19 protein-coding genes and 1 tRNA gene are annotated in these 22,180 nt (G+C 74.4%); 9 read left to right on the top strand and 11 right to left on the bottom strand.

What is annotated here, in order from left to right:
- The first annotated feature begins 3 nt into the window (after positions 1-3).
- Positions 4-1,737 carry an MFS transporter gene (locus ZF1_RS07060; protein ID WP_482636802.1) on the top strand — a complete coding sequence of 578 codons (1,734 nt, stop codon included), beginning with the start codon at positions 4-6 and terminating at the stop codon, positions 1,735-1,737.
- A 67-nt stretch (positions 1,738-1,804) separates the two neighbouring features.
- Here the strand turns inward: ZF1_RS07060 and gndA are convergent, their stop codons facing one another.
- A complete protein-coding gene (gene gndA, locus ZF1_RS07055; protein ID WP_251786817.1) occupies positions 1,805-3,241 on the bottom strand; it encodes an NADP-dependent phosphogluconate dehydrogenase in 1,437 nt (478 codons plus the stop codon).
- Between the two features lie 94 nt (positions 3,242-3,335).
- A complete protein-coding gene (locus ZF1_RS07050; RefSeq protein WP_482636801.1) occupies positions 3,336-4,199 on the bottom strand; it encodes an alpha/beta fold hydrolase in 864 nt (287 codons plus the stop codon).
- 77 nt (positions 4,200-4,276) lie between these two features.
- Between ZF1_RS07050 and ZF1_RS07045 the strand changes: the two genes are divergently transcribed.
- Together ZF1_RS07045 and ZF1_RS07040 are read left to right on the top strand one after the other, a co-directional pair.
- The gene (locus tag ZF1_RS07045; protein ID WP_482636800.1) at positions 4,277-5,101 is read left to right on the top strand and encodes a TSUP family transporter; all 825 of its coding nucleotides are present in this window, start codon (positions 4,277-4,279) and stop codon (positions 5,099-5,101) included.
- Between the two features lie 35 nt (positions 5,102-5,136).
- Positions 5,137-7,440 (top strand): UvrD-helicase domain-containing protein, encoded by a 2,304-nt coding sequence (locus ZF1_RS07040; protein WP_482636799.1) that lies wholly within the window; start codon positions 5,137-5,139, stop codon positions 7,438-7,440.
- Here the strand turns inward: ZF1_RS07040 and ZF1_RS07035 are convergent.
- The 4 genes from ZF1_RS07035 to ZF1_RS07020 all read right to left on the bottom strand — a co-directional run bounded on the left by ZF1_RS07035 (position 7,437) and on the right by ZF1_RS07020 (position 10,561).
- Positions 7,437-8,270 carry an SCO1664 family protein gene (locus tag ZF1_RS07035; protein WP_208821382.1) on the bottom strand — a complete coding sequence of 278 codons (834 nt, stop codon included), beginning with the start codon at positions 8,268-8,270 and terminating at the stop codon, positions 7,437-7,439. The genes ZF1_RS07040 and ZF1_RS07035 overlap by 4 nt on opposite strands.
- A 50-nt stretch (positions 8,271-8,320) precedes the next feature.
- Positions 8,321-8,905, bottom strand: coding sequence for a DUF3090 domain-containing protein (locus ZF1_RS07030; protein ID WP_208821306.1), 585 nt, complete (start codon positions 8,903-8,905; stop codon positions 8,321-8,323).
- A gap of 97 nt (positions 8,906-9,002) precedes the next feature.
- Positions 9,003-9,710, bottom strand: a complete 708-nt coding sequence (locus ZF1_RS07025; protein ID WP_482636798.1) for a histidine phosphatase family protein — start codon at positions 9,708-9,710, stop codon at positions 9,003-9,005.
- Between the two features lie 29 nt (positions 9,711-9,739).
- Complete coding sequence (locus ZF1_RS07020; protein WP_482636797.1) at positions 9,740-10,561, bottom strand: undecaprenyl-diphosphate phosphatase; 822 nt, start codon at positions 10,559-10,561, stop codon at positions 9,740-9,742.
- A gap of 168 nt (positions 10,562-10,729) precedes the next feature.
- Here ZF1_RS07020 and ZF1_RS07015 point away from each other — a divergent pair, with 168 nt between their 5' ends.
- Together ZF1_RS07015 and ZF1_RS07010 are read left to right on the top strand one after the other, a co-directional pair.
- The gene (locus ZF1_RS07015; protein ID WP_482636796.1) at positions 10,730-11,677 is read left to right on the top strand and encodes an aldo/keto reductase; all 948 of its coding nucleotides are present in this window, start codon (positions 10,730-10,732) and stop codon (positions 11,675-11,677) included.
- 105 nt (positions 11,678-11,782) lie between these two features.
- Positions 11,783-12,067, top strand: coding sequence for a DUF5703 family protein (locus ZF1_RS07010; protein WP_062400830.1), 285 nt, complete (start codon positions 11,783-11,785; stop codon positions 12,065-12,067).
- Between the two features lie 13 nt (positions 12,068-12,080).
- On the opposite strand, the gene ZF1_RS07005 is transcribed toward ZF1_RS07010, so the two are convergent.
- From ZF1_RS07005 to ZF1_RS06995, 3 genes are all read right to left on the bottom strand, one after another.
- Positions 12,081-12,458: a VOC family protein gene (locus ZF1_RS07005; RefSeq protein WP_482636795.1), complete on the bottom strand. Its 378-nt coding sequence runs from the start codon at positions 12,456-12,458 to the stop codon at positions 12,081-12,083.
- Positions 12,459-12,503: 45 nt separating this feature from the next.
- The gene (locus ZF1_RS07000) at positions 12,504-13,274 is read right to left on the bottom strand and encodes an SDR family oxidoreductase (RefSeq protein WP_482636794.1); all 771 of its coding nucleotides are present in this window, start codon (positions 13,272-13,274) and stop codon (positions 12,504-12,506) included.
- Positions 13,275-13,348: 74 nt separating this feature from the next.
- The gene (locus ZF1_RS06995) at positions 13,349-14,680 is read right to left on the bottom strand and encodes a M20/M25/M40 family metallo-hydrolase (protein WP_482636793.1); all 1,332 of its coding nucleotides are present in this window, start codon (positions 14,678-14,680) and stop codon (positions 13,349-13,351) included.
- 98 nt (positions 14,681-14,778) lie between these two features.
- On the opposite strand from ZF1_RS06995, the gene ZF1_RS06990 reads away from it, so the two are divergent.
- Positions 14,779-14,863, top strand: a tRNA-Leu gene (locus ZF1_RS06990).
- A 176-nt stretch (positions 14,864-15,039) separates the two neighbouring features.
- Here ZF1_RS06990 and ZF1_RS06985 read toward each other — a convergent pair.
- Entirely contained in the window at positions 15,040-16,233 is a 1,194-nt protein-coding gene (locus ZF1_RS06985) for an MFS transporter (protein ID WP_062400827.1), read from the bottom strand.
- Between the two features lie 125 nt (positions 16,234-16,358).
- Between ZF1_RS06985 and ZF1_RS06980 the strand changes: the two genes are divergently transcribed.
- Positions 16,359-17,552 (top strand): aminotransferase, encoded by a 1,194-nt coding sequence (locus tag ZF1_RS06980; protein WP_482636792.1) that lies wholly within the window; start codon positions 16,359-16,361, stop codon positions 17,550-17,552.
- A gap of 26 nt (positions 17,553-17,578) precedes the next feature.
- On the opposite strand, the gene ZF1_RS06975 is transcribed toward ZF1_RS06980, so the two are convergent.
- Entirely contained in the window at positions 17,579-19,471 is a 1,893-nt protein-coding gene (locus ZF1_RS06975; protein ID WP_482636791.1) for an ABC transporter ATP-binding protein, read from the bottom strand.
- An 84-nt stretch (positions 19,472-19,555) separates the two neighbouring features.
- On the opposite strand from ZF1_RS06975, the gene ZF1_RS06970 reads away from it, so the two are divergent.
- Positions 19,556-20,992 (top strand): MFS transporter, encoded by a 1,437-nt coding sequence (locus ZF1_RS06970; RefSeq protein WP_482636790.1) that lies wholly within the window; start codon positions 19,556-19,558, stop codon positions 20,990-20,992.
- 56 nt (positions 20,993-21,048) lie between these two features.
- Entirely contained in the window at positions 21,049-22,176 is a 1,128-nt protein-coding gene (locus tag ZF1_RS06965) for a sensor domain-containing diguanylate cyclase (RefSeq protein ID WP_357437304.1), read from the top strand.
- Positions 22,177-22,180 lie beyond the last annotated feature (4 nt).

The following is a 22,180-nucleotide window of genomic DNA, read 5'->3' as shown; positions in this document are numbered from 1 at the left end:
GCGATGCTCAACAAATCGGGACCGGCCGACCGGTACAAGTGGGTCGCACTGTCGAACACCACGATGGGCGTGCTGATCGTGACGATCAACATGTCGATCCTGCTGATCGCGCTGCCGGACATCTTCCGCGGCATCGGGATCGACCCGCTGGCGCCGGACAACATCGACTACCTGCTGTGGCTGATCATGGGGTACCTGGTCGTCACGGCGGTGCTGGTGGTCAGCTTCGGCCGGCTCGGCGACATGTACGGCCGCACCCGGATGTACAACCTGGGCTTCGCCGTCTTCACGGTGTTCTCGGTGCTGCTGGCCGCCACCTGGATGCAGGGCGACGCCGGCGCGGTCTGGCTGATCACGATGCGGGTGCTGCAGGGTGTCGGCGGGGCGCTGCTGCTCGCCAACTCCACCGCGATCCTGACCGACGCCTTCCCGGTGCACCAGCGTGGCCTCGCGCTCGGGATCAACTCCGTCGCGGCGATCGCCGGCTCGTTCCTCGGACTGGTCGTCGGCGGGGTGCTCGCCCCGGTGAACTGGCACCTGGTGTTCCTGGTGTCGGTCCCGGTCGGGGTGTTCGGCACGATCTGGGCCTACGCCCGGCTCCGCGACACCGGCGCCCGCCGCGCGGCGCGGATCGACTGGTGGGGCAACCTGACGTTCGCGGTCGGGCTCGTCGCCGTCCTGATGGGCATCACCTACGGCATCCAGCCCTACGGCGACCACGTCATGGGCTGGACCAGCCCGCTCGTCCTCGGCCTGATCCTCGGCGGGATCGCGGTGCTGGCGTTGTTCACCTGGATCGAGCGCCGGGTGCCCGAGCCGATGTTCCACGTCTCGCTGTTCTCGATCCGCGCGTTCACCGCGGGCAACATCGCGAGCCTGCTGGCCGCGCTCGGCCGCGGCGGGCTGCAGTTCATCCTGATCATCTGGCTGCAGGGCATCTGGCTGCCCGAGCACGGCTTCCCGTTCGAGACGACGCCGCTGTGGGCGGGCATCTACATGGTCCCGCTGACGATCGGGTTCCTCGTCGCCGGGCCGGTGTCGGGCATCCTGTCCGACCGCTACGGCGCCCGCGCCTTCGCCACCGTCGGAATGCTCGGCGCGGCCGCGACGTTCCTCGCGCTGCTGGCGCTGCCGGTGGACTTCGACTACCGGGCGTTCGCGCTGCTGCTGGCGCTCAACGGCCTGGCGATGGGCCTGTTCAGCTCCCCGAACCGGGCGGCGATCATGAACTCGCTGCCCGCGCACCAGCGTGGCGCCGGGGCCGGCATGACCTCGACGTTCCAGAACGCGGCGACGGTGCTGTCGATCGGGGTGTTCTTCTCGCTGCTCATCGCGGGCCTGTCGACGACGCTGCCCACGTCGCTGCACGACGGGCTCATGGCCCAGGGCGTGCCGGAGCTCGCGGCGGACCGGGTCGCGGCGCTGCCGCCGGTCGGGATCCTGTTCGCGGCGCTGCTGGGCTACAACCCGATCGCGACGTTGCTCGGCCCGCAGGTCCTCGGCGCGCTGGCGCCCGCACAGTCGGCGTACCTGACCGGGCGGGAGTTCTTCCCGCAGCTGATCTCCGGCCCGTTCGCCGACGGGCTGACCTTCGCGCTCGGGTTCGCCGCCGTCGCCTGCCTGGTCGCCGCGGTGGCGAGCGCACTGCGCGGCGGGAAGTACCACCACGTCGACGGGCCCGTGACGACCGACGGCGACGCGTCCGGCGCGGCGCGGCCGGCGGCGACCCGCGGCTGAGGGCCCGCCCGGCACACCGCGGCCCCGGCCCCATGGTGCCGGGGCCGGGGTGTCACGGCGCGGGGGGTCAGTCCGCGGCGACCTCGCTGCCGTCCTGGCTCCAGCGGGTGTGGAACTTGCCGTCGGCGTCGGTGCGCGCGTAGGTGTGCGCACCGAAGTAGTCCCGCAGCCCCTGGATGAGGTTGGCCGGGCCGCGCTCGCGACGGTAGCCGTCGTAGTAGGACAGGCTGGAGGAGAACGCGGGGATCGCCACGCCCTGCTCGGTCGCGGTCACCACGACCCGGCGCCACGCGTCCTGCGCGTTCGCGACGGCCTCGGTGAAGTACGGGACCATCAGCAGGTTGTCCAGGTCCGGGTGGGACTCGTAGGCCTCGGTGATCCGGTTGAGGAACTGGGCGCGGATGATGCAGCCGCCGCGCCAGATCCGGGCCATCGCGCCGAGGTCGAGGTCCCAGTCGTTGGCCTGCGAGGCGGCGCGCATCTGCGCGAAGCCCTGGGCGTAGGCGACGACCTTGGACGCGTAGAGGGCCTGGCGGATGTCCTCGACGAGCTCGTCGCGGTTCTTCCCCGAGCCCGGGGTGGGGCCGCCCAGCGTGGTCGAGGCCTCCCGGCGCTCGTCGCGCAGGTTGGACAGCGTGCGGGCGAACACGGCCTCGGTGATGCCGGTCAGCGGGACGCCGAGGTCGAGCGCGTCGATGGCCGTCCAGCGGCCGGTGCCCTTCTGCTCGGCCTGGTCGACGATGACGTCGACGAGCGGCTTCCCGGTCTTCTCGTCGGTCTTGGCCAGCACGATGCCGGTGATCTCGATGAGGAAGGACTCGAGGTCGCCCGAGTTCCACTCCTCGAAGATCGTCCCGATCTCCGGCGCGGACAGCCCGGCAACGTGCGTGAGCAGGTCGTAGGCCTCGGCGATGAGCTGGATGTCGGCGTACTCGATGCCGTTGTGCACCATCTTCACGTAGTGCCCGGCGCCGCCGGGGCCGACATGGGTGCAGCACGGGGTGCCGTCGACGTTCGCGGCGATCGCGGTGAGGATCTCCTCGACCTCGCCGTAGGCCTCCTGCGGTCCGCCGGGCATGATGCTCGGCCCGTTGAGTGCGCCCTCCTCGCCGCCGGACACGCCGATCCCCATGAACCGCAGGCCCCGCTCCTCGCAGTACGCGGCGCGACGATCGGTGTCGGGGAAGTGCGAGTTGCCGGCGTCGATGATGATGTCGCCGGAGTCGAGCAGCGGGGCCAGCTCGTCGATGACGGCGTCGACCGGCTTGCCCGCCTTCACCATGACGACGATCTTGCGCGGGGTCTCCAGCGCGTCGACGAACTCCTGCAGCGACTCGGTGCCGGTGAAGGCACCCTCGTCGCCGTAGTCCTTCATGAACTCGGTCGTCTTCGAGGTGGTGCGGTTGTGCACCGCCACCGGGAAGCCACGGCGGGCCATGTTGCGGGCGAGGTTCGCCCCCATCACCGCCAGCCCGGTGACCCCGATCCGGCTCTTCTCCGCCATCAGTGCTTCCTCCGTGTCGTTCCGACGCCGCTGTACCCGCCCCATCCTGGCCCGCGGCCCCCGGCGGCGCAGCGAGGAGCGCGTGTCCCCTCGGTCACCCCGCGAGGAAGTCGGCGAGCAGGGCGCTCGCGGTCTCCGGCGCCTCCTCCGGGATCCAGTGCCCGCAGCCCTCGACGCGCTCGAAGCGGAAGTCGTCCACGTACGCCGAGGAGCCCCGCATCTGCCCCTCGGTGAGCGCGAGGTCGCCGTCGCTCCACACCCCCATCGTCGGCACCGTGATCCGCGGGGGCTGGGGGATCGTGGTGGGCACGAACGTCGCCGGGTCGATGTTGGCGCGGTACCAGTTCAACGACGCCGTCAGGGCACCCGGCCGGGAGAGGTCGGCGAGCTGGCGGGCGGCCATCGGGTGTCCCTCGGGCAGCGTCGCGTGCAGCCAGCCGCGCAGGAACTGCCAGTCGTCGGCCGGCATCACCTGCTCGGCGACGCCGGGGAACTGGAACCAGAGCATGTACCAGGACATCGCCTTCTGCCGGAACCCCGCGGTGGCGAACGCGGCGGGATGCCCGACGGAGAACGCGGCGTAGCGGGTCACCCGCGGCGAGGCGAGGGTGAGGGCCCAGCCGAGGGAGGCGCCCCAGTCGTGCCCGGCGAGGGCGAACCGGTCGATGCCGAGCGCGTCCGCGACGCCGAGGACGTCGGCGGCCAGGGCCCGCATCCGGTAGTGCTCGACCTCGGCGGGCCGGTCGGAGTCCCCGAAGCCGCGCAGGTCCGGGACGACGACCCGGTACCCGGCCCCGGCGAGCGCGGTGGCCTGGTGGGTCCACAGGCTCGCGCGGTCCGGCCAGCCGTGCAGCAGCAGGACGGGGTCGCCGTCGCCGCCGGTGTCGTGCACGGACAGGGTGATCTCGGGCAGGGTCGTGCCGGGGACGGTGATCCGCTGCGGGGCCGGGAAGGTCATGGGCCGACCGTATCCCCGGTTCCCGCCCGCTGGGACGCCGCGCACGGCGGGACCGCCGTCGGGGTGACACTGGCCCGATGGTCCGCCTCTCCCCCGACACGGACCGGGACGGCCGGGCCGTGCCGGTGGGCGTGATCGGCCTGATCGGCGGCGTCGTCGGCGGGCTGATCGGCGGCGGCAGCGGAGTGCTGTTCGTGCCCGCGCTCGACCGGTTCACCGCGATGTCGCGGGCCCGGATCCACGGCTCGTCGACGATCGCGAACATCGGGGTCTGCGTCGCCGGTGCGGCCGCCTACGCGCTCGGCGGCGGGTCGCTGGACCTGCGGACCGGCGCCGGGCTGATCGTCGGTGGCACGGTCGGCGGGTGGATCGGGCCGAAGCTGCTGGCGCGCGCGTCGGAGACGCTGCTGCGGGTGCTGCTGGTGGCCGTACTGGTGCTGACGGCGGCGAAGCTGCTCGTCGACGCGCTGGGCGTGCCGCTGCTCGGCGGCGCGGTGGTGCCGGCGTCGCTGGTCGCCGATCCCTGGTTCCTGTACCCGACGGCGACGGTGGTCGGCCTGGTCATCGGCGCCTGGGCGGGTGCGATGGGACTCGGTGGCGGGCTGCTCGCGGTGCCGGCGATGGTGCTGCTGTTCGGCACGGACCTGCACGTCGCGGCCGGGACGTCGCTGCTGATGTTCATCCCGAACTCGATCGTCGGGACGGTCGTGCACCTGCGTCAGGGCACCGCGTCCGGGAGGTGGGGCACGGTGCTGGCGCTGACCGCCGCACCGGGCACGGTGGCGGGCGCGTTCCTCGGCCTGGCGCTCGACGCGGTCGTGCTGGGGCTGGTGTTCGGCACGTTCGCGACGGCGATGGCGCTGCGCGAGACGGTCGGACTCGTCCGCCGACGAGGGAGATGAGTGCGCAGGGGGCCGGGATCGCGCTACCCTGTGGGGTGCGCGCAGAACACGAGGACGTAACCCTGCAGTCTCAGCATAACACGGATGGCAAGGCCCCGGCGACCACCCACTCCTCCTACGAGGCGGAGCTGACCCGCGAGACCCGGCACCTCCGCGGGCTGCACGCCCTGCTCGACGACGAGCTCGCCGCGGCGGGCGCGCAGGCCCGGGGCGCCGCAGCCGAGCGCGCCGGGGAGCAGCTCAGCGCCCGCTGGGAACGCGACGTGTCGGTGCACCGCGCCTCGGAGCGGGTGCGCACCCTCACCGCGGCCCGCGCGGGACTGTGCTTCGGGCGTCTCGACCACGTCGACGGGGCCGCCCCGACCCGGGTCGGCCGGATCGGGCTGACGGACCCGGCCGACGGCGAGAGCGCGCTGGTCGACTGGCGGGCCCCGGCCGCGCAGCCGTTCTACTGCGCCACCCCGGTCACCCCGCTCGGGGTGACCCGGCGCCGGCACTACACCGTCGCCGGCACCGCCCCGCACGAGCGGGTCGCCGGCTTCCACGACGACCTCCTCGACGGCGACGGGCCCGGCACCGGGACCGTGTCGGCGTCGGACCCCGCGCTCCTCGCCGCCCTCACCGCGCCGCGCGGGACCCGCATGCGCGACATCGTCACGACGATCCAGTCCGAGCAGGACGAGATCATCCGGCTGCCGCTGTCGGGCACCGTCGTGATCGAGGGCGGCCCCGGGACCGGCAAGACCGCCGTCGCGCTGCACCGGATCGCGTACCTGCTCTACACCCACCGTGACCGGCTCGCCCGCAGCGGCGTGCTCGTCGTCGGGCCGAGTGCGGGTTTCGTGCACTACGTCGGCGGTGTGCTGCCCGCGCTCGGCGAGTCCGCGGTCGTGTTCACCACCCCGGGACGCCTCGCGCACGGCGTCGTCGCCGACGCGACCGACCCGCCGGGGACGGCGCGGCTCAAGGGCGACCTCGCGATGGTCGACGTGCTGCGCCGCGCCGTCGACGACCGCCAGGAGCTGCCCGGGGCACCGGTCGCGATCGGGATGGACGACGTCACCGTCGAGATCGACACGACGCTGGCCGCCGAGGCGCGCCGGCGGGCCCGCGCCACCGGGCAGCCGCACAACACCGCCCGCGCCACGTTCCGCGACACCCTCGGGCGGCTGCTCGTCGACCAGGGGCTGGAGCGGCTCGAGGTCGGTCTGGAGGACCCGCCGGAGCTCGCGGAGCTGCTGGCGGGGCTGGACATCCCGGAGATCGAGCCCGCCGGGGCGGCCGAGGTGTCGGCCGAGATGCGGGCCGAGCTGCGCGACGCGCTGCGCACCGACCCCCGGTTCCACGCGGCCGTCGAGGAGCTGTGGCCGGTGCTGACCCCGCAGCGGGCCCTGGCCGAGCTGTACGCCGACCCGGACCGGCTGGCCGCCGCGGGCGCTCCGGAGTCGCTGCGGCGGGAACCGGGCACGCCGTGGACCGTGGCCGACGCGCCGCTGCTCGACGAGCTCGCCGAGCTCCTCGGCCCGGTCCCGGACGGGACACCCGCCGCGGCACCGGAGCCGGACAGCGCCTACGCCGCCGAGGTGCTGACCGTGCTGGAGTCCGCGGACCGGTCGCTCGCCGGGGAGGACCCGGACGAGCTGCGGCCCACCGACTTCGTGACCGCGGACATGCTCGCGCAGCGGCACGTCGCCGGGGTGCCGCTGACCGTGGCCGAGCGCGCGGCGTCGGACCGGGACTGGCGCTACGGGCACCTCGTCGTCGACGAGGCGCAGGAGCTGTCCGCGATGGACTGGCACGTGCTGCTGCGGCGCTGCCCGGCGCGGTCGATCACCGCGGTCGGCGACCTCGCCCAGCGCAGCGCCCCGGCCGGCGCCCGGGCCTGGGCCGACGTGCTCGCCCCGCACCTGGCCGGACGCTGGACGCACCGCACGCTGACGGTGAACTACCGGACGCCGTCGGAGATCATGGACGCCGCCGCGCGGGTGCTGGCGACCTACGCCCCGGACCGTCGCCCGCCGGAGTCGGTGCGCAGCACCGGTGAGCGGCCGTGGACCCGCACGGTCCCGGCCGGGGAGCTCCGCGCCGCGGTCCGCGCCGCCGTCGACGACGAGCGGGCCCGCACCGCCGGCGGGACGGTCACCGTCATCGCCCCGCCCGGCACCGACCTGGGGTCACCCGGCGTGCCGGTGCACACCCCGGTGTCGTCGAAGGGCCTGGAGTTCGACGCCGTCGTGATCGTCGACCCGGAGCGGATCCGGGCGGCCGACCCGGCGGACCTCTACGTCGCGATGACCCGCGCGACGCAGCGGCTCGGGCTCCTGGATGTGACCGGCTAGAACGCCGGCCAGGGGATGGCCGGGCCGTAGCCGTCCGGGCCGGGGAAGCGCGGCTCGGCGAGCAGGTGGTCGATCCGGGAGCGCAGCGCCGCGACCTCGCGGCGGGTGACGTGCTCGCCGAGGACGTCGGCGAACTCGCCCGCCAGCCGGGCGCGCAGCTCCTTCAGGACGGCCGTGTGCTCCTCGCCGAGCTCGTCCCCGACCCAGCCCCAGAGGACGGTGCGCAGCTTCGGCTCGGTGTGCAGGGTCAGGCCGTGGTCCACGCCGTAGACGTCGCCGTCCCCGGCGAGGATCACGTGCCCGCCCTTGCGGTCGGCGTTGTTGACGACGACGTCGAACAGCGCCATGTCCCGCAGCTGCGGGTGGTCGGCGTGGACCAGCACCACCGGGTCCCCCGCGCCGTCCCGGGCACGGAGCACCGGCAGCCAGCCGCCGGGGATCTCGTGCGGCTCGCACAGCTCGACCAGCGACTCGGTGGCGAGCTGGACGGTCTCCTCGGTGATGTCGCCGTCCAGCTCGTCGCCCGCGCCGTCGGCGGGCGGCTCGGACAGGGCGCTCTCGTCACCCGAGGAGACCCAGGCCTGCACCATGCCGGTCCCGAACGGGGCCTGGTCGCGCAGCACCGTGGGCGGGACGACGTCGAGCCCGGAGATCTGGGAGACGAGGAAGGCACCGACCTCGCGCCCGGCGAGGGTGCCGTCCGGGAAGTCCCACAGCGGGCGCTCCCCGCGCACCGGCTTGTACACGCAGCGCAGCTCGACGCCGTCGAGGGAGACGGTGCCGAACAGGGTGGCGTTGGAGGCGTCGACCATCCGGCCGGTGATGTCCATGCGGCCGGTGCGCAGGACCTCGAACACCGCGGGGTCGCGCAGGTCGAGCGTCACTCCGTCCCGGCCACGGGGTTGCGGTCGTGGTAGCCGTTGAGGCGCACGCAGACGTGGCCCGCCGGGTCGAGCGGCTCGGCGCACAACGGGCACGGGGCACGGCCGGCGTCGACGACCTTCTCGGCGCGCTCGGCGAAGGCCTTCGCCGCCGTCGGGGACAGGAACACGCGCAGCGCGTCCGGGCCCTCCTCGGTGTCGTCGAGGACGACCGACTCGTCGATCTCCTCCTCGGTGACCGCGAGCAGCTCGACGACGATCGAGCTCGAGTCGGCGTCCCAGCCCAGGCCCATCGTCCCGACCCGGAACTCCTCCTCCAGCGGGACCGCGAGCGGGTCGTTGTCCGAGGACCCCGTGGTCACGGTCGCGCCGAGCAGGTTGTCCTCGCCGAAGCGCTTGGACACCTCGCCCAGCAGCGCCGTGATGCGTTCGGCCAGCACCGAGACCTGCTGTTTCTCCAGCAGCACACTGATGGTGCGGCTGCTCTCGATCGCCTGCAGGTAGAAGGCGCGATCGCCGGGCTCGCCGACGGTCCCGGCCACGAAGCGGTCGGGTCGGCGGAAGACGTGGATGACGCGTGCCATGACCCTTCCCAGGGTAGGCGTATCCGGCTGCGGGGGCATCCCCGCGGTCACCTGTGGGTGCGTCCACCAGGGACGATGCGAGGTGGATCACCCCGCCTCACGCGTTCGTGGAACCCCCGACCACGGCGTCGGAGGCGTTCACCGGCTGCTCCTCGCCCTCGGCGGGCTTCGGCTTGGGGACCAGGCTCGCGACGTCGCCGGACTGCTCGTTCATCCGCGCGACGAACGGCCGCAGCTCGGTGTAGGTGACGACGCTCACCGAGCAGGTGTCGACGACGATCCGCTGGAAGTTGTCGAGGTGGCTGGCCAGCGCGTCGGCGAGGATCGCCTTGATCACGTCACCGTGGCTGCAGGCCAGGACGATCGCGTTCTCGCCGTGCTCGGCCCGGACCCGGGCGACGTGGCGACGCACCGCCGCGACCGAGCGGGCCTGCATCCCGGCCAGGGACTCGCCGTCCGGGAAGGTCGCCGCCGACGGGTGCGCCTGGACGACCTTCCACAGGTCCTCCTTGAGCAGGTCGGAGATCTTCTGCCCGGTCCACGCGCCGTAGTCGACCTCGGCCAGGTCGTCCTCGACGACCGGCTCCAGGCCGCGGGCCGCCGCGAGCGGCGCGACGGTCTGGCGGCACCGCTCCAGCGGGGAGGTCACGACCGAGGCGATCGGCAGGGCCGCGAGCCGGTCGACGACGGCCGCCGCCTGCTCCCGGCCGCGGTCGTCGAGCTCAACGCCCGGGGTGCGCCCGGCCAGCACGCCCGCGGTGTTCGCGGTGGACCGGCCGTGCCGCAGCAGGATCAAGGTCGTCACGCCGACCGAGGCTACGGGAGCGAGGGCGGTCAGTACGCGCTGACCGCGCCGAGTGACAGGGCGGCGAGCAGGGCGACGCCCAGCGCGATCCGGTAGGCGACGAACACGTAGACGGTGTTGTTCTCCACGAAGCGGAGCAACCAGGCGATCACCGCGTAGCCGACGACGAACGCGACCAGCACGGCCACGAGCATCTGCGGCCCGGACGGGCCGTCGCCGGCGAACACGTCGGGCAGCGTGAACAGGCCGGCACCGAAGACCGACGGGATCGCCAGCAGGAACGAGTACCGCACGATCGCGGGCCGGGTCAGCCCCAGGAACAGGCCGGCGGTGATCGTGCCGCCGGACCGCGAGACGCCCGGGATCAGGGCCATGGCCTGGGCGAAGCCGAGCAGGATGCCGTCCTTGACGGTGATCCGTTCGACCGGCTTGACCTGCTTGCCGAAGCGCTCGGCCAGGCCGAGCAGGACACCGAACACGATCAGCGTGGTCGCGACCAGCCAGAGGTTCCGGGCGACACCCTCGATCTGGTCCTTGAACAGCACCCCGAGCACGGCGATCGGGACCGACCCGATGACGACCAGCCAGGCCAGCCGGTAGTCGTCGGTGGCGCGGACCTCCGCGTCGCGGAACCCGCGCACCCAGGTGAGGAACAGGTGCCAGATGTCCTTGGCGAAGTAGACGATCACCGCGGCCTCGGTGCCGAGCTGGGAGACGGCGGTGAACGCCGCCCCCGGGTCCCCGCCGAAACCGACCGCCGAGACGATCCGCAGGTGCGCCGAGGAGGACACCGGGAGGAACTCGGTGAGCCCCTGGACGATCCCGAGGACGACGACCTCGAGCCAGCTCACGAACGGCTCCCGTCGCGGCCGCGGTCCGGCGTGCTCCGGTCCGGGGTCGTCCGGTCCTGGCGGCTCGGCTCCTGGTTGATCACAGGCCGTCACCGTACTCGCCGAGACGGGGGTCACTCTGCGCGCCCTCACCGGTCCCGCGGGCCCGCGCGCCTAGGCTCGACGACCGTGCAACGCAGACCGGTGGGCGGCAGCGGCCTCGAGGTGTCGCGGGTCGGCCTGGGCACCATGACCTGGGGCGAGGACACCTCCCCGGCCGACGCCGCGGACCAGCTGCGCGCGTTCGTCGACGTCGGCGGGACCCTCGTCGAGACCGCCGAGGACTACGGCGGCGGCGCCGCCCAGCAGGTGCTCGGCGGGCTGCTGCGGGGCACCGTGCGTCGCGACGACGTCGTCCTCGCCGGGCGCGGCACGGCCGCCCCCGACGCGGGTGAACGGGCGTCGCGGACCGCGCTGCTGCGCTCACTGGACCGCACGCTGCGCCGGCTGGGCACCGGGCACCTGGACCTGTGGCAGTTCCCCGGCTGGGACCCCCGGGTGCCGCTGGACGAGACGCTGTCCGCGGTGCAGGTCGCCGTCTACTCCGGACGGGTGCGCTACGCCGGGCTGGTCGCCCCGGCCGGCTGGCAGCTGGCGACCGTCGCGGGTGGCGCCACCGCCGGGCCCGACCCGGCCGTCTGCCGTCCGGTGTCGGCGCAGGTGGAGTACTCGCTGCTCGCCCGGGAACCGGAGGCCGAGCTCCTGCCCGCCGCCCGGCACCACGGCCTCGGGCTGCTGGCCTGGGCCCCGCTGGGCCGGGGGGTGCTCACGGGCAAGTACACCGACGGCACCCCGGCGGACTCGCGGGGCGCGAGCGCGCTGCTGGCCTCGTACGTGGAGGCGCGCCGCACCGAGCACTCGGCGCGGATCGTCCAGTCGGTCCTCACCGCCGCCGACGGGCTCGGCACCTCACCGCTGTCGGTGGCGCTGACCTGGGTGCGGGACCGCCCGGGGGTGGCCTCGGCCGTCGTCGGGGCGCGGGACGCGGCCCAGCTGCGGGCCTCGCTCGCAGCCGAGGACCTCGTGCTGCCCGCCGAGATCCGCACCGCGCTCGACGACGTGAGCGACCCCGTCTGAGCCTCCCCCGCCGGCCCGGGTGCCCCTTACAGTGGGAATGCCCGACGCGACACCCGCCGTTCATCCGGTGGGCACCGACGAGCACGGCACGACCAGGAGGCACGCATGACCGAGGGCGCTGGGAACGGGTCGGAGGACTCCGCCGCCGGGAATCGGGTGGCCGGGACTCGGGACGGCGACGGCTGGACCGACGACCGGTACGAGTACCGCCCGGTCCGCATCGAGGGGGACGTCTCCCGGCTGACGGCGTCGGTGCGGCTGGCGATCCAGGCCGAGTTCTCCGGCTGGGAGCTGTCCCGGCTGCGCCTCTATCCCGGCGGCGTGCGCAAGATCGTGCTGCGACGACGGCTCGGCGCCCAGCAGGGCCTGCTGCCCGAGCCCACCTTCTGACGGTCCCCGCCCGTCAGCCGCCGTAGGGCACCGTGATGAGCTCCAGGCGGTGCCCGGACGGGTCGTCGAAGTACACGCCCCGGCCGCCGTCGTGGGTGTTGATCTCGCCGGGACGGCTCCCGTCGGGGTCGGCCCAGTACTGCCGGCCGCGGGCGGTGATCCGGGCGAACGCGGCGTCGAACTCCTCGTCGGAGACCAGGAACGCGTAGTGCTGCGGGACGATCGTCGCCGGGTCGGCGTCCATGAAGTCCAGGTCGACGCCGTTGGCGACACGCACGACCCGGAACGGCCCGAACGACGTCGGCTCGGGCAGTCCCAGGATCTCGGTCAGGTACGCCGCCCCGGCGCGCTTGTCACGGGAGTGGACGATGGTGTGGTTCAGCTCGGCCATGCCCCCAGGATGTGACCTGCACCGCCGTCGAGGTCAAGACCCGGCTCAGGCGTCCTGCCAGCCGACCTCCGGCGGCGTGCCCGCCCCGCGCGGGCTGGGCACCCCGCGGAAGCCGTAGGGCGCGGGCTCGCGGCCGGGCTGCACGTACCAGCACTCCCCCGGCTCGCCCCGCTCCAGGATCTGCTCGACGGCCGCGGCGACGTCGTCGGCCCCCAGCAGCGGGAAGTCGCCGAACTGGGCGCGGACGTTGCCGATCAGCGGGGTGTCGGCGAACCCGGGGCACACGGCGGTGACCCGGATGCCCTCCCCCGCCAGCGCCGGGCCCGCGGCCCGGACGTAGCCGACGACGGCGTGCTTGGTCGCGGTGTAGAGCGCGTCGCCGGGCAGACCGATCAGCCCGGCCAGCGACGCGGTCGCCACCACGTGCCCGCCCCCGGCGCGGCGCAGCGCCGGCACGGCGGCGTTGAGCCCGAACACCACGTGGTCGAGGTTCACGCCGAGGATGCGCCGGTAGCCGTCCAGGTCGAGGTCGGTGACGCCGGACTGGCCCGCCGTGATGCCGGCGTTGAGCAGCACGATGTCGAGCCGCCCGAAACGCTCCTCGGCCGCGGCCACCGCGGCGGTCATCGCCGCGGGGTCGGTGACGTCGGCCGCGTGGGCCAGCCCACCGGCCCTCTCCGCGACGGCCGCGGCGCCGTCGGCGTCCCGGTCGACGACCACGACCTGCGCACCCGCCGCCACCAGCCGGTCGACCGCGGCCGCACCGATGCCCGACGCGCCTCCGGTGACCAGGGCGACCTTGCCCGAGAGATCCATGCCGCCACCCTGCCACCCGGGGGCCGGGGCCGTCACGGAGCGGGGTGCCGGGCCGGCCGGGCCCGGCGTCCCCGTCACACCGTGCGCAGGAAGCGGTCGAGCACCCGGGTGCCGAACCTCAGCGCGTCCACCGGCACCCGCTCGTCGATGCCGTGGAACAGCGACGCGAAGTCCAGCTCCGGGGGCAGCCGCAGCGGCGCGAAGCCGTAGCACTTCATGCCCAGCGTCGAGAACGCCTTCGCGTCGGTCCCCCCGGACAACATGTACGGGACGATCTCGGCGGTCGGGTCCTCGGTGCGCAGCGCGGCCTGCATCGCGTCGGTCAGCGCACCCTCGAACGGCGTCTCGACGGCCGGCAGGTCGGTGACCCACTCGCGCTCGACGTCCGGGCCGAGCAGCTCGTCGACCTCGCGCAGGAACGCCTCCTCGCGGCCCGGCAGCACCCGGCAGTCGACGACCGCCTCGGCCGTCGACGGGATGACGTTGGCCTTGTACCCGGCGTTGAGCATCGTCGGGTTCGCGGTGTCCCGCACGGTCGCGCCGATGATCCGCGAGATCGGTCCGAGCTTGGCCAGGGCGCCCCCGAGGTCGTCCTCCGGGTACTCGACGCCGGTCAGCTCGGTCATCCGGTCCAGGAACGCCTGCACTGTGTCGGTGATCGTGAGCGGGAACGTGTGGTTCCCGAGCCGGGCGACGGCCTCGGCCAGGATGGTGACGGCGTTGTCGTCGTGCAGGAACGAGCCGTGGCCGGGCTTGCCCTTGGCCCGCAGCCGCATCCAGGCGATGCCCTTCTCCGCGGCCTCGATCAGGTACGCCCGCTGGTCCTCACCGAGGGTCAGCGAGAACCCGCCGACCTCGCCGACGGCCTCGGTGCACCCCTCGAAGAGATCGGGCCGGTGCTCGACCAGCCACTGCGCGCCCCACTTCCCGCCGGCCTCCTCGTCGGCGACGAAGGCCCACACGATGTCCCGCGGCGGGACGACGCCCTCACGCTTGAAGCGGCGGGCGACCGCCAGCATCATCGCGTCCATGTCCTTCATGTCGACGGCGCCGCGGCCCCAGACGTAGCCGTCCTGCACGGCCCCGGAGAACGGGTGCACCGACCACTCGCCCGCGTCCGCGGGGACGACGTCGAGGTGGCCGTGCATCAGCAGTGCACCGCGGGTGCGGTCGGCGCCCTCGAGCCGGGCGATCACGTTCATCCGCCCGGGCATGCCGGACTCGACGAGCTCGACGTCGTAGCCGACCTCGCGCAGCTTGTCCGCCACGTAGTCGGCCGCCTCGGCCTCACCGACGAGGGTCTCCGGGTCGGCGGTGTTCGTCGTGTCGATCCGGATCAGCTCCGAACACAGCTGCACGACCTCGTCCTCGGCACTGCTCGGGTCGTCGTTCGCTGAAGCGGTCATGGGCGTCGTTCTACCACCGGCGACGCGTGCCGACCCCGCCGCAACCCGGCCGTGGGCCTCGGCTATGCTTCTCCACGACGCGATCGAGAGATCGCGACGTCCGAGTGGCGGAATGGCAGACGCGCTAGCTTGAGGTGCTAGTCCCCGTATAAGGGGGTGGGGGTTCAAGTCCCCCCTCGGACACACATCCTCCGAAACCGGTCACGGTCCTCCGTGGCCGGTTTCGTGCGTTCCGGGCCCGTCGCCCACCCGTGAGGGTGGATCGGCGCGCCGTGGTCGTCGCGGGGCGGGCGGGACAGGCGACGGCGCGCCACTACCGGCGGCAGGTCCCGGGGGACGGGCACGGCCCCACAGCCGGGTCAGCGCGGATCACGGACCCGGGTGCCGACGGCCAGCACCGCCCCCACCGCCGCGGCCCCGGCGAGCACCGCGAACAACTGCGGGTAGCCCCCGAGCGGCCCGGCCAGCGCCGCGCCGGCCCACGGCGAGACCGCGACCGCCACCGTCGCGGGCGCCGACAGCAGCCCGCCGAGCCGCCCGTAGAACCGCGACGGCCACCGGTCCGACACCGCTGTGGCCTGCAACAGCGTCGTGATCCCGCGGGCCGCGCCGGTCAGCACCGCCGCGCCGACCAGCAGCCACGCCGGGCCGGGCAGCAGTCCCAGCAGCGCGGTCGACGCGGCCAGCGCCGCCAGGACGAGCACCGCCCGTGCCGGTGGGGCCAGCCGTCCCACGGCACGGGTGTAGAGGGCCCGCCCGGCGACCTGCCCGACCCCGCCGAGCCCCAGCGCCCAGGCCGCCGTCTGTACGTCGAGTCCCCGCTCGATGAGCAGCGGCACCTGGTTCACCGCGACCGCGAACCCGCAGAACGTGCCGAGGAACACCGCGGCCACGGTCAGCAGGAACGGGCGGCTGCGCGCGATCGCGCCCGGGTCGGCGTGCTCGGGCGGGGCGGGTGCCTCCGGCCACGGGCCGCGCAGCCCGAGCAGGTGCGCGGGGACCGTCACGACCAGCAGGACGACGGCGAGCACCAGGTAGGTGCCGCGCCAGCCGAACCCGCCGAGCAGCGCCGCCGACAGCGGCGCGAACACCGTGCTGGCCAGGCCGCCGGCCAGGGTGAGCCCGGTCAGCGCGCGCACCCGGTCGCTCCCCCACCAGCGGGTCAGCGCCGCGAACGCGGGCGGGTACAGCGTCGCGGACTGCGCGAGCCCCGCGACCAGCCACGCCGCGAGGAACCACGGCCAGGACGGCGCGACCGCGATCCCGACGACGGCGGGCACCCCCAGCAGCGATCCGGCCGTCATCACCCAGCGCGGGCCCCACCGGTCCAGCAGCCGTCCGACGACGATCCCGGCCAGCGCGGACACCCCGAGGCCCGCGGAGAACGCGCCGGTCACCGCGCTCACCGACCAGCCGGTGTCCGCCGAGATCGACGGGGCGAGCACCGGGAACGCGTAGTAGAGGACGCCCCAGCTGGTGATCTCGGTGAGGCACAGGACGAGCAGGACCCGGCGGCGGAACCCCGCGCCGGGCGCCGTGCGGACCTCGACCACCGTGCCACCTCGCAACGCCTCGTGCGGCGACCGTATCCCGAGGGTCGCTGGACCGCCCCGGGCCGCGTCGGCGACGATCGGACCGCAGGACCGACGCAGGACGACCCGGAAGGCGGCATCCCACGGTGCGACTCGACCCCACGACGGCGGCCGGCAGCGACTCCCCCATCGGTGCGGCCCTCGCGCTGGCCGGCGAGCGGGACCCGGCGCGGAACGCGACGCACCCGTTGCTGGACCTGTCGCAGGCCGCGCCGCCGTACCCGCCGGCACCCGAGGTCGTCGAGCGCGTCGTCGAGGTCGCACGGGACCCCGGCCTGTCCGGCTACGCGCCGGTGCCGGGCATCCCGCCGCTGCGGCGGGCGATCGCCGACGAGCTGGCCCGCGAGCACGGCGGGGACCTCACCCCCGACGACGTCGTGGTCACCGCGGGCTGCAACCAGGCGTTCGCCGTGGTCGCCGACGCGCTCGCCGGTCCGGGCGACGAGGTGATCTCGCCGCTGCCCTACTACTTCAACCACGACATGTGGCTGCGGATGCGCGGCGTCACGCCGGTGTACCTGGAGCCCGACGCCGACCTGGTCCCGCGCGCCGCCGACGCCGAGGCGCTCCTCACCCCGCGGACCCGGGCGATCGTGCTGGTCACCCCGGGGAACCCGAGCGGGGTGACGGTCCCGCCCGAGGAGATGACCGCGTTCGCCGAGCTGGCCCGGCGCCACGACATCGCGCTCGTCCTCGACGAGACCTACCGCTCGTTCCGCCCGGACACGACCGAGCCGTCGCACACGCTGTTCGCCGACCCGGCGTGGCGTTCGACCGTGGTCGGCCTGCACTCCTACTCCAAGGACCTGGCCATCCCGGCGTACCGGGTCGGATCGGTGATCGCGGGCCCCGAGCTGCGACGCCAGGTGCTCAAGCTGCTCGACTGCATCGCCATCTGCGCACCGCGGACCGGGCAGGAGGCCGCGGTGGCCGGGCTCACCCGCGCCGGGGCGTGGCGGGCCGACCGGGTCGCGGAGATCGCCCGGCGGCGGGAGTGGGTCGGTGCCGCACTCGCCGACCGGCCGGGTGGGTTCGAGGTCGCCGCCCTCGGCGGGTTCTTCGCCTGGGTGCGCCATCCGTTCCCGGACCGCCCGACCCTCGACGTCGTCCGGACGCTGCTGCTCGACCACGACACCCTGACCATCCCCGGCACCGCGTTCCTGCCCGACGACCGGCAGATGCTGCGGCTGTCGGTGGGGCGGGTGGACGAGGCGGCCGCGGCGCTGCTGGCCGAGCGGCTCGCCGAGGCCGGGCGGCGGGCGGGGGTGGTCACCGGCTGACCCCGGCTGGGACGCGGCCGCACGGCTCACAGGTCGGCGTAGGCGGCCCCCTGCAGGGTGAAGAGCTCCCGGTAGGGGCCGTCGTTCGCCATGAGCTCGGCGTGCGTGCCCTGCTCGATGATGCGGCCGCGGTCGAGTACGACGATGCGGTCCACGCCGCGGATGTTCGCCAGGCGGTGCGTGACGAGGACGGTGATCCGGTCACGGCCACCGGACAGCTCGCGCAACGCGCCGAACACGGCGTGCTCGGCACGGGCGTCCAGGGCGGCCGTCGGTTCGTCGGCGACGACGACGGCCGCATCGCGGTAGAGACCACGCGCGACCGCGATGCGCTGCCACTGCCCACCGGACAGATCCCGACCGCCCTGGAACGCCCGGGACAGCACCGTCGCGCCGCCGTCCGGCAGGTCGTCGAGCACCGCGCGGGCCCCGGACCGCTCGACGGCGTCGGCCAGCGCGGTCCCACCGGCGTCGGGGCGGTCGAGGCGGCCGAGGCGGATGTTGTCCTCCGCCGACACCGGCCAGTGCACCGGTTCCTGCAGCACGAGGGCCACCCGGTCGTGGAGTGCGCGCTGGTCGAGGCCGCCGGTGTCGAGGCCGTCCCACCGGACGCTGCCGGTCTGCGGCCGATAGAGCCCGACCGCGAGCTTGGCGAGCGTCGACTTCCCCGAGCCGTTCTCCCCCACCAACGCGACGACCTCGCCGCGGCGGAGGGTGAGGTCGATCCCCGCCAGTGCCGGATCGGGCTGGCCGGGGTAGGTGAAGGTGACGCCGGAGAAGCGGATCTCGTCCGGATCGCCGGCGGGCGCAGCGGTCCCGCGGGACCGGCGGTCGCGCGCTTCGACGAGACACCGGTCGTAGAGCTCGGCGAACAGTCCGGCGTCGAACAGGTTGTTCACCCCCAGCACCACCCCCACCGCTGACGACGTCGCGGTCCGGAGCGCGATGACCCCCGTACCCGCCAGCGCCAGCGGGAGCCATCCGCCGTGGAGCAACAGGCCGAGAACCGCATACCCCGCTCCGGCCCCGACGCCCCCGAGGACGCGGCCGACCGCGGTGACGAGCGTGGCGCGGTGGCCGACCCGGACGGATTCCTCCGCGACCACCGCGGCGATGCGCGCGTGCTCGGCCAGGAGTGTGTCCTGCACGGTGAAGGCGCGGACCTCGGCCGCGTCGCCGCGGCTGGTCAGCAGGCCACCGCTGATGGCGAGACGTCGGTGGTTGGCCATCATCCGCAGGTGGGACAGGAAGCTGTTGCGGATCGTGCGCAGGGTCGCCCACGCCTGCGGCAGGGCGGCGATGAGCACCACCGGGACCAGCAGGGGATGGACCACGCCCACCGTGGCGGCCGCGGCGAGCAGGCCGATGCAGTTCCCGAGCAGGTCGCCGACCATCCGGACGCCCTCCCTGATCCGGGCCGTCGCCTGATCGGCCCGCTGCACGAGCAGCGTGAAGTCGGCGTCGTCGAAGGCGATCAGCTCGACCTCGGCGACGTGCTCCAGCAGCTCGCGCTCGACCAGCCGCTCGACCCGGGGCGCGAGCGTCGTCGTGACGGCACGGACGGCGAGCTCGAGAGCTGCGCGCGCCGACAGTGCCGCCACGACGAGGGCGACGGCCGGCAGGGACGCCACCACCCGTTCCGGGGTCGGACCGTCCGCGAGCAGCCGGGTGAACACGTCGGCCGTGGCGAGCAGTCCGAACGCGGTCGCGACACCCGCGAGCAGATGCACGGTCCCGGCCAGCAGCGTCCATCCCGGCGCGGCCCGCCACGCCCACCGGGTCAGCGACATCGCGGTCCTCGGCACCGACCGGGCGACGGCGAGGACCCCGGCCTCGGCGGCCACCTGCATCGTCCGCGCCCACTCCGGGACCGCCAGGTCCTCGATCCCGATCAGCGGCCGCGCCGCCCGTTCCGCCATGGCCGGCAGTGTGCAGGCACCCCCTGACAGGAACGGCACGTCGCGGCGGCGGAAGAGACCGGGACATCCCGGTGTTCGCCGACCATGGACACCGGACTGCGCACCGGCACCGCGGCCGGCCGTTGGGTCATCACGGCCTGCGTGCTCGGCTCGGGCATGGCGATGCTCGACAACACCGTCGTCACGATCGCCCTGCCCCGCATCGCCGAGGACCTCGGCGCCGGATTCGCCGGTCTCCAGTGGACGGTCAACGGCTACACGCTGACCCTGGCCGGGCTGATCCTGCTCGGCGGCTCGCTGGGCGACCGGTTCGGCAGGCGGCGGATCTTCGTGACCGGGGCGGTCTGGTTCGCGCTGGCCTCGCTGCTGTGCGGGCTGGCGCCGAGCGTCGAGGTGCTCGCCGCGGCCCGGGCCCTGCAGGGGGTGGGCGGGGCGCTGCTGACCCCGGGCAGCCTGGCGCTGATCTCGGCGTCGTTCCACGGGGCGGACCGGGCGGTGGCCATCGGGGCCTGGTCCGGGCTCGGCGGGGTCGCGGGGGCGCTGGGCCCGTTCGTCGGCGGGACGCTCGTGGAGTGGTCGTGGCGGGCGGTGTTCCTGATCAACCTGCCGCTCGCGGCGGTCGTCGTCGCGGTGGCGGTGCGGCACGTGCCCGAGTCGCGTGACCCCGACGCCGCGCACCGGCTCGACGTCCCGGGCAGCGTGCTCGCGGTCGCCGGGCTGGCGTTGCTGACCTGGGCCGGGACGGCGGCCGGCGCCGGTGCATCGCCCGGACTGCAGGTGTGGGGCGCGGGCCTCGCCGGAGTGGCCGCACTCGTGGCGTTCGCGCTGGTCGAACGGCGCAGCCGGTCCCCGCTGGTGCCACCGGAGCTGTTCACCGGCACCGGCGACGCCGGGGACGGGCGCCGGTTCACCGGCGCGAACGTCGTGACCGTCGCCGTCTATGCGGCGCTGGGGCTGCTGTTCGTGCTGCTCGCCGTGCAGCTGCAGATCGTGGCCGGGTTCTCCCCGTTGCTGGCGGGGACCGCGACCCTGCCGGTCACCGTGCTCATGCTGCTGCTGTCGGCCCGCGCCGGACGGCTCGCGACGCGCACGGGCCCGGCACCGCTGGTCACCGGCGGGCTGCTGCTGGCCGCGGCCGGGATGCTGCTGGCGTCGCGGATCGGGCCCGGCGCGACCTGGCTCACCGACGTGCTCCCGGCGACGGCGCTGGTCGGGCTGGGGCTGTCCGCGGCCGTCGCGCCGCTGACCACGGCGGTGCTCGACGCGGCAGCGGACCGGCACGCGGGCGTCGCGTCGGGGGTCAACAACGCGATCGCGCGGGCCGCGGGCCTGCTCGCGGTCGCGGCCGTACCCGCGATCGCGGGGATCCGCGGGGACGCCCCCGCCGACCCGGCGTCGTTCGGGCCGGGGTTCACGAGCGCCATGTGGATCGGATCATCACTCCTCGTGATCGGTGCGGTACTCGCCGCCGCACTGTTACGGGGAGGGACCGAGACTCGCATCACACAGGCAACCGCTTAACCGTTCACACACGTATAACTCTGTGACAAGCGTTACTGCAAATGAGTGAGGCGTGAGTGATCAGTGCCGGGGACTCCACACTCATGCCCGGCGTCGCGCACCGCCCCTCACGGACCGTCACGAAGCCGCTGCTCGACGCGCTCGCCCTGGCGATCGAGGAGTTCGCCCTCGCCCCGTCCCGGGACCGGCCGATGGCGGTCGTCGGGCTCGTCCAGCGGTCGGAGTACCTCCGGCCGGCACTCGGCGTCTGGGACCGGCTCGCCGCCGTGTGCGGGGACGGCGCCGTCGTCGCCACCGTCGGCGACGCCCCCGACGGGCTCCCCGACGGCCTCGGGCACGTCCGTCTCACCGGCGGCGAGGACGCGGCCCGCGAGTGGAGCGTCACCGTCCTGACGCCGCGGTCCGGGGCGACCGTCGTCGCCCACGACCTGGAGGCCGTCGACGGGGCGGCGCGCTCGCTGGAGCGGGGCAGGCTGTTCTCCGCCCGCTGGTCGTTCCGGCACGCCGACGCCCACTCCGAGCTGCTGCGGCTGCGTCACCAGCTCGGCGCGCGGCTCGGCTCGCGGCACACCGGCGGCCTCGACGAGGTGCTCTCCCGGGTCGTCCCCATCCCCGGCACGGCCACCGACCACCGTTACGACGCCGCCGCGGACGCCCTCGCCCGTGAGCTGTCACTGGAACGCCGCCGCGCCGACGCCGCGCAGACCCGGCTCGACGAGCTCGAACCCGGCGCCGAGCGCGACCCGCGCAGCGGGCTGCCGACCCGGGCGTTCCTGGACCGCTGGCTCGACGGGTCCGCCCCGGGCACCCTGCCCCTGGGCCTGGTGCTGTTGCGGGTGCACGGGCTGGGGTCGATGACCCGGCGACACGGGTTCCGTGCCGAGACCGCGGTGCTCCGCGGGATCGCCCGGCTGCTCACCGGGCAGGTCGGGTCCGCCGGGCGGCCGGTGCGCGTCGGGCGCGAGGAATTCCTCCTCCTGCTGCCCGGCGCCGACGTCCGGTCCATGGCCGCGGCCGCCCAGCGGCTCTGCGAGACCGTCGCCGGGCTGGCGGCGGTGTTCCCGTTCGTCCCGACGCCGTCGCACGCGGTGATCACCCGGACCCGGCACCGCCCACTTCCCCTCGAGGAGATGTGGGCGGCGCTCGACGACGCCGGGACCGGGGTCACGCTGCTGCGCGGCTGACCGC

It is taken from the genome of Pseudonocardia sp. ZF1 (assembly GCF_056835605.1).
The sequence above is the reverse complement of the archived record's forward strand: the minus strand, read 5'-3'. Positions and strand labels throughout refer to the sequence as shown.

What these genes read in the sequence shown, in the direction of transcription:
- ZF1_RS07060 (WP_482636802.1), top strand. Translation starts at nt 4, where the DNA reads ATGCTCAACAAATCGGGACCGGCCGACCGGTACAAGTGGGTCGCACTG.
- ZF1_RS07045 (WP_482636800.1), top strand. Translation starts at nt 4,277, where the DNA reads ATGGTCCGCCTCTCCCCCGACACGGACCGGGACGGCCGGGCCGTGCCG.
- ZF1_RS07035 (WP_208821382.1), bottom strand. Translation starts at nt 8,270, where the DNA reads ATGGACATCACCGGCCGGATGGTCGACGCCTCCAACGCCACCCTGTTC.
- ZF1_RS06995 (WP_482636793.1), bottom strand. Translation starts at nt 14,680, where the DNA reads ATGACCGCTTCAGCGAACGACGACCCGAGCAGTGCCGAGGACGAGGTC.
- ZF1_RS07000 (WP_482636794.1), bottom strand. Translation starts at nt 13,274, where the DNA reads ATGGATCTCTCGGGCAAGGTCGCCCTGGTCACCGGAGGCGCGTCGGGC.
- ZF1_RS07030 (WP_208821306.1), bottom strand. Translation starts at nt 8,905, where the DNA reads ATGGCACGCGTCATCCACGTCTTCCGCCGACCCGACCGCTTCGTGGCC.
- ZF1_RS07010 (WP_062400830.1), top strand. Translation starts at nt 11,783, where the DNA reads ATGACCGAGGGCGCTGGGAACGGGTCGGAGGACTCCGCCGCCGGGAAT.
- ZF1_RS07005 (WP_482636795.1), bottom strand. Translation starts at nt 12,458, where the DNA reads ATGGCCGAGCTGAACCACACCATCGTCCACTCCCGTGACAAGCGCGCC.
- gndA (WP_251786817.1), bottom strand. Translation starts at nt 3,241, where the DNA reads ATGGCGGAGAAGAGCCGGATCGGGGTCACCGGGCTGGCGGTGATGGGG.
- ZF1_RS06970 (WP_482636790.1), top strand. Translation starts at nt 19,556, where the DNA reads ATGGACACCGGACTGCGCACCGGCACCGCGGCCGGCCGTTGGGTCATC.
- ZF1_RS07050 (WP_482636801.1), bottom strand. Translation starts at nt 4,199, where the DNA reads ATGACCTTCCCGGCCCCGCAGCGGATCACCGTCCCCGGCACGACCCTG.
- ZF1_RS06975 (WP_482636791.1), bottom strand. Translation starts at nt 19,471, where the DNA reads ATGGCGGAACGGGCGGCGCGGCCGCTGATCGGGATCGAGGACCTGGCG.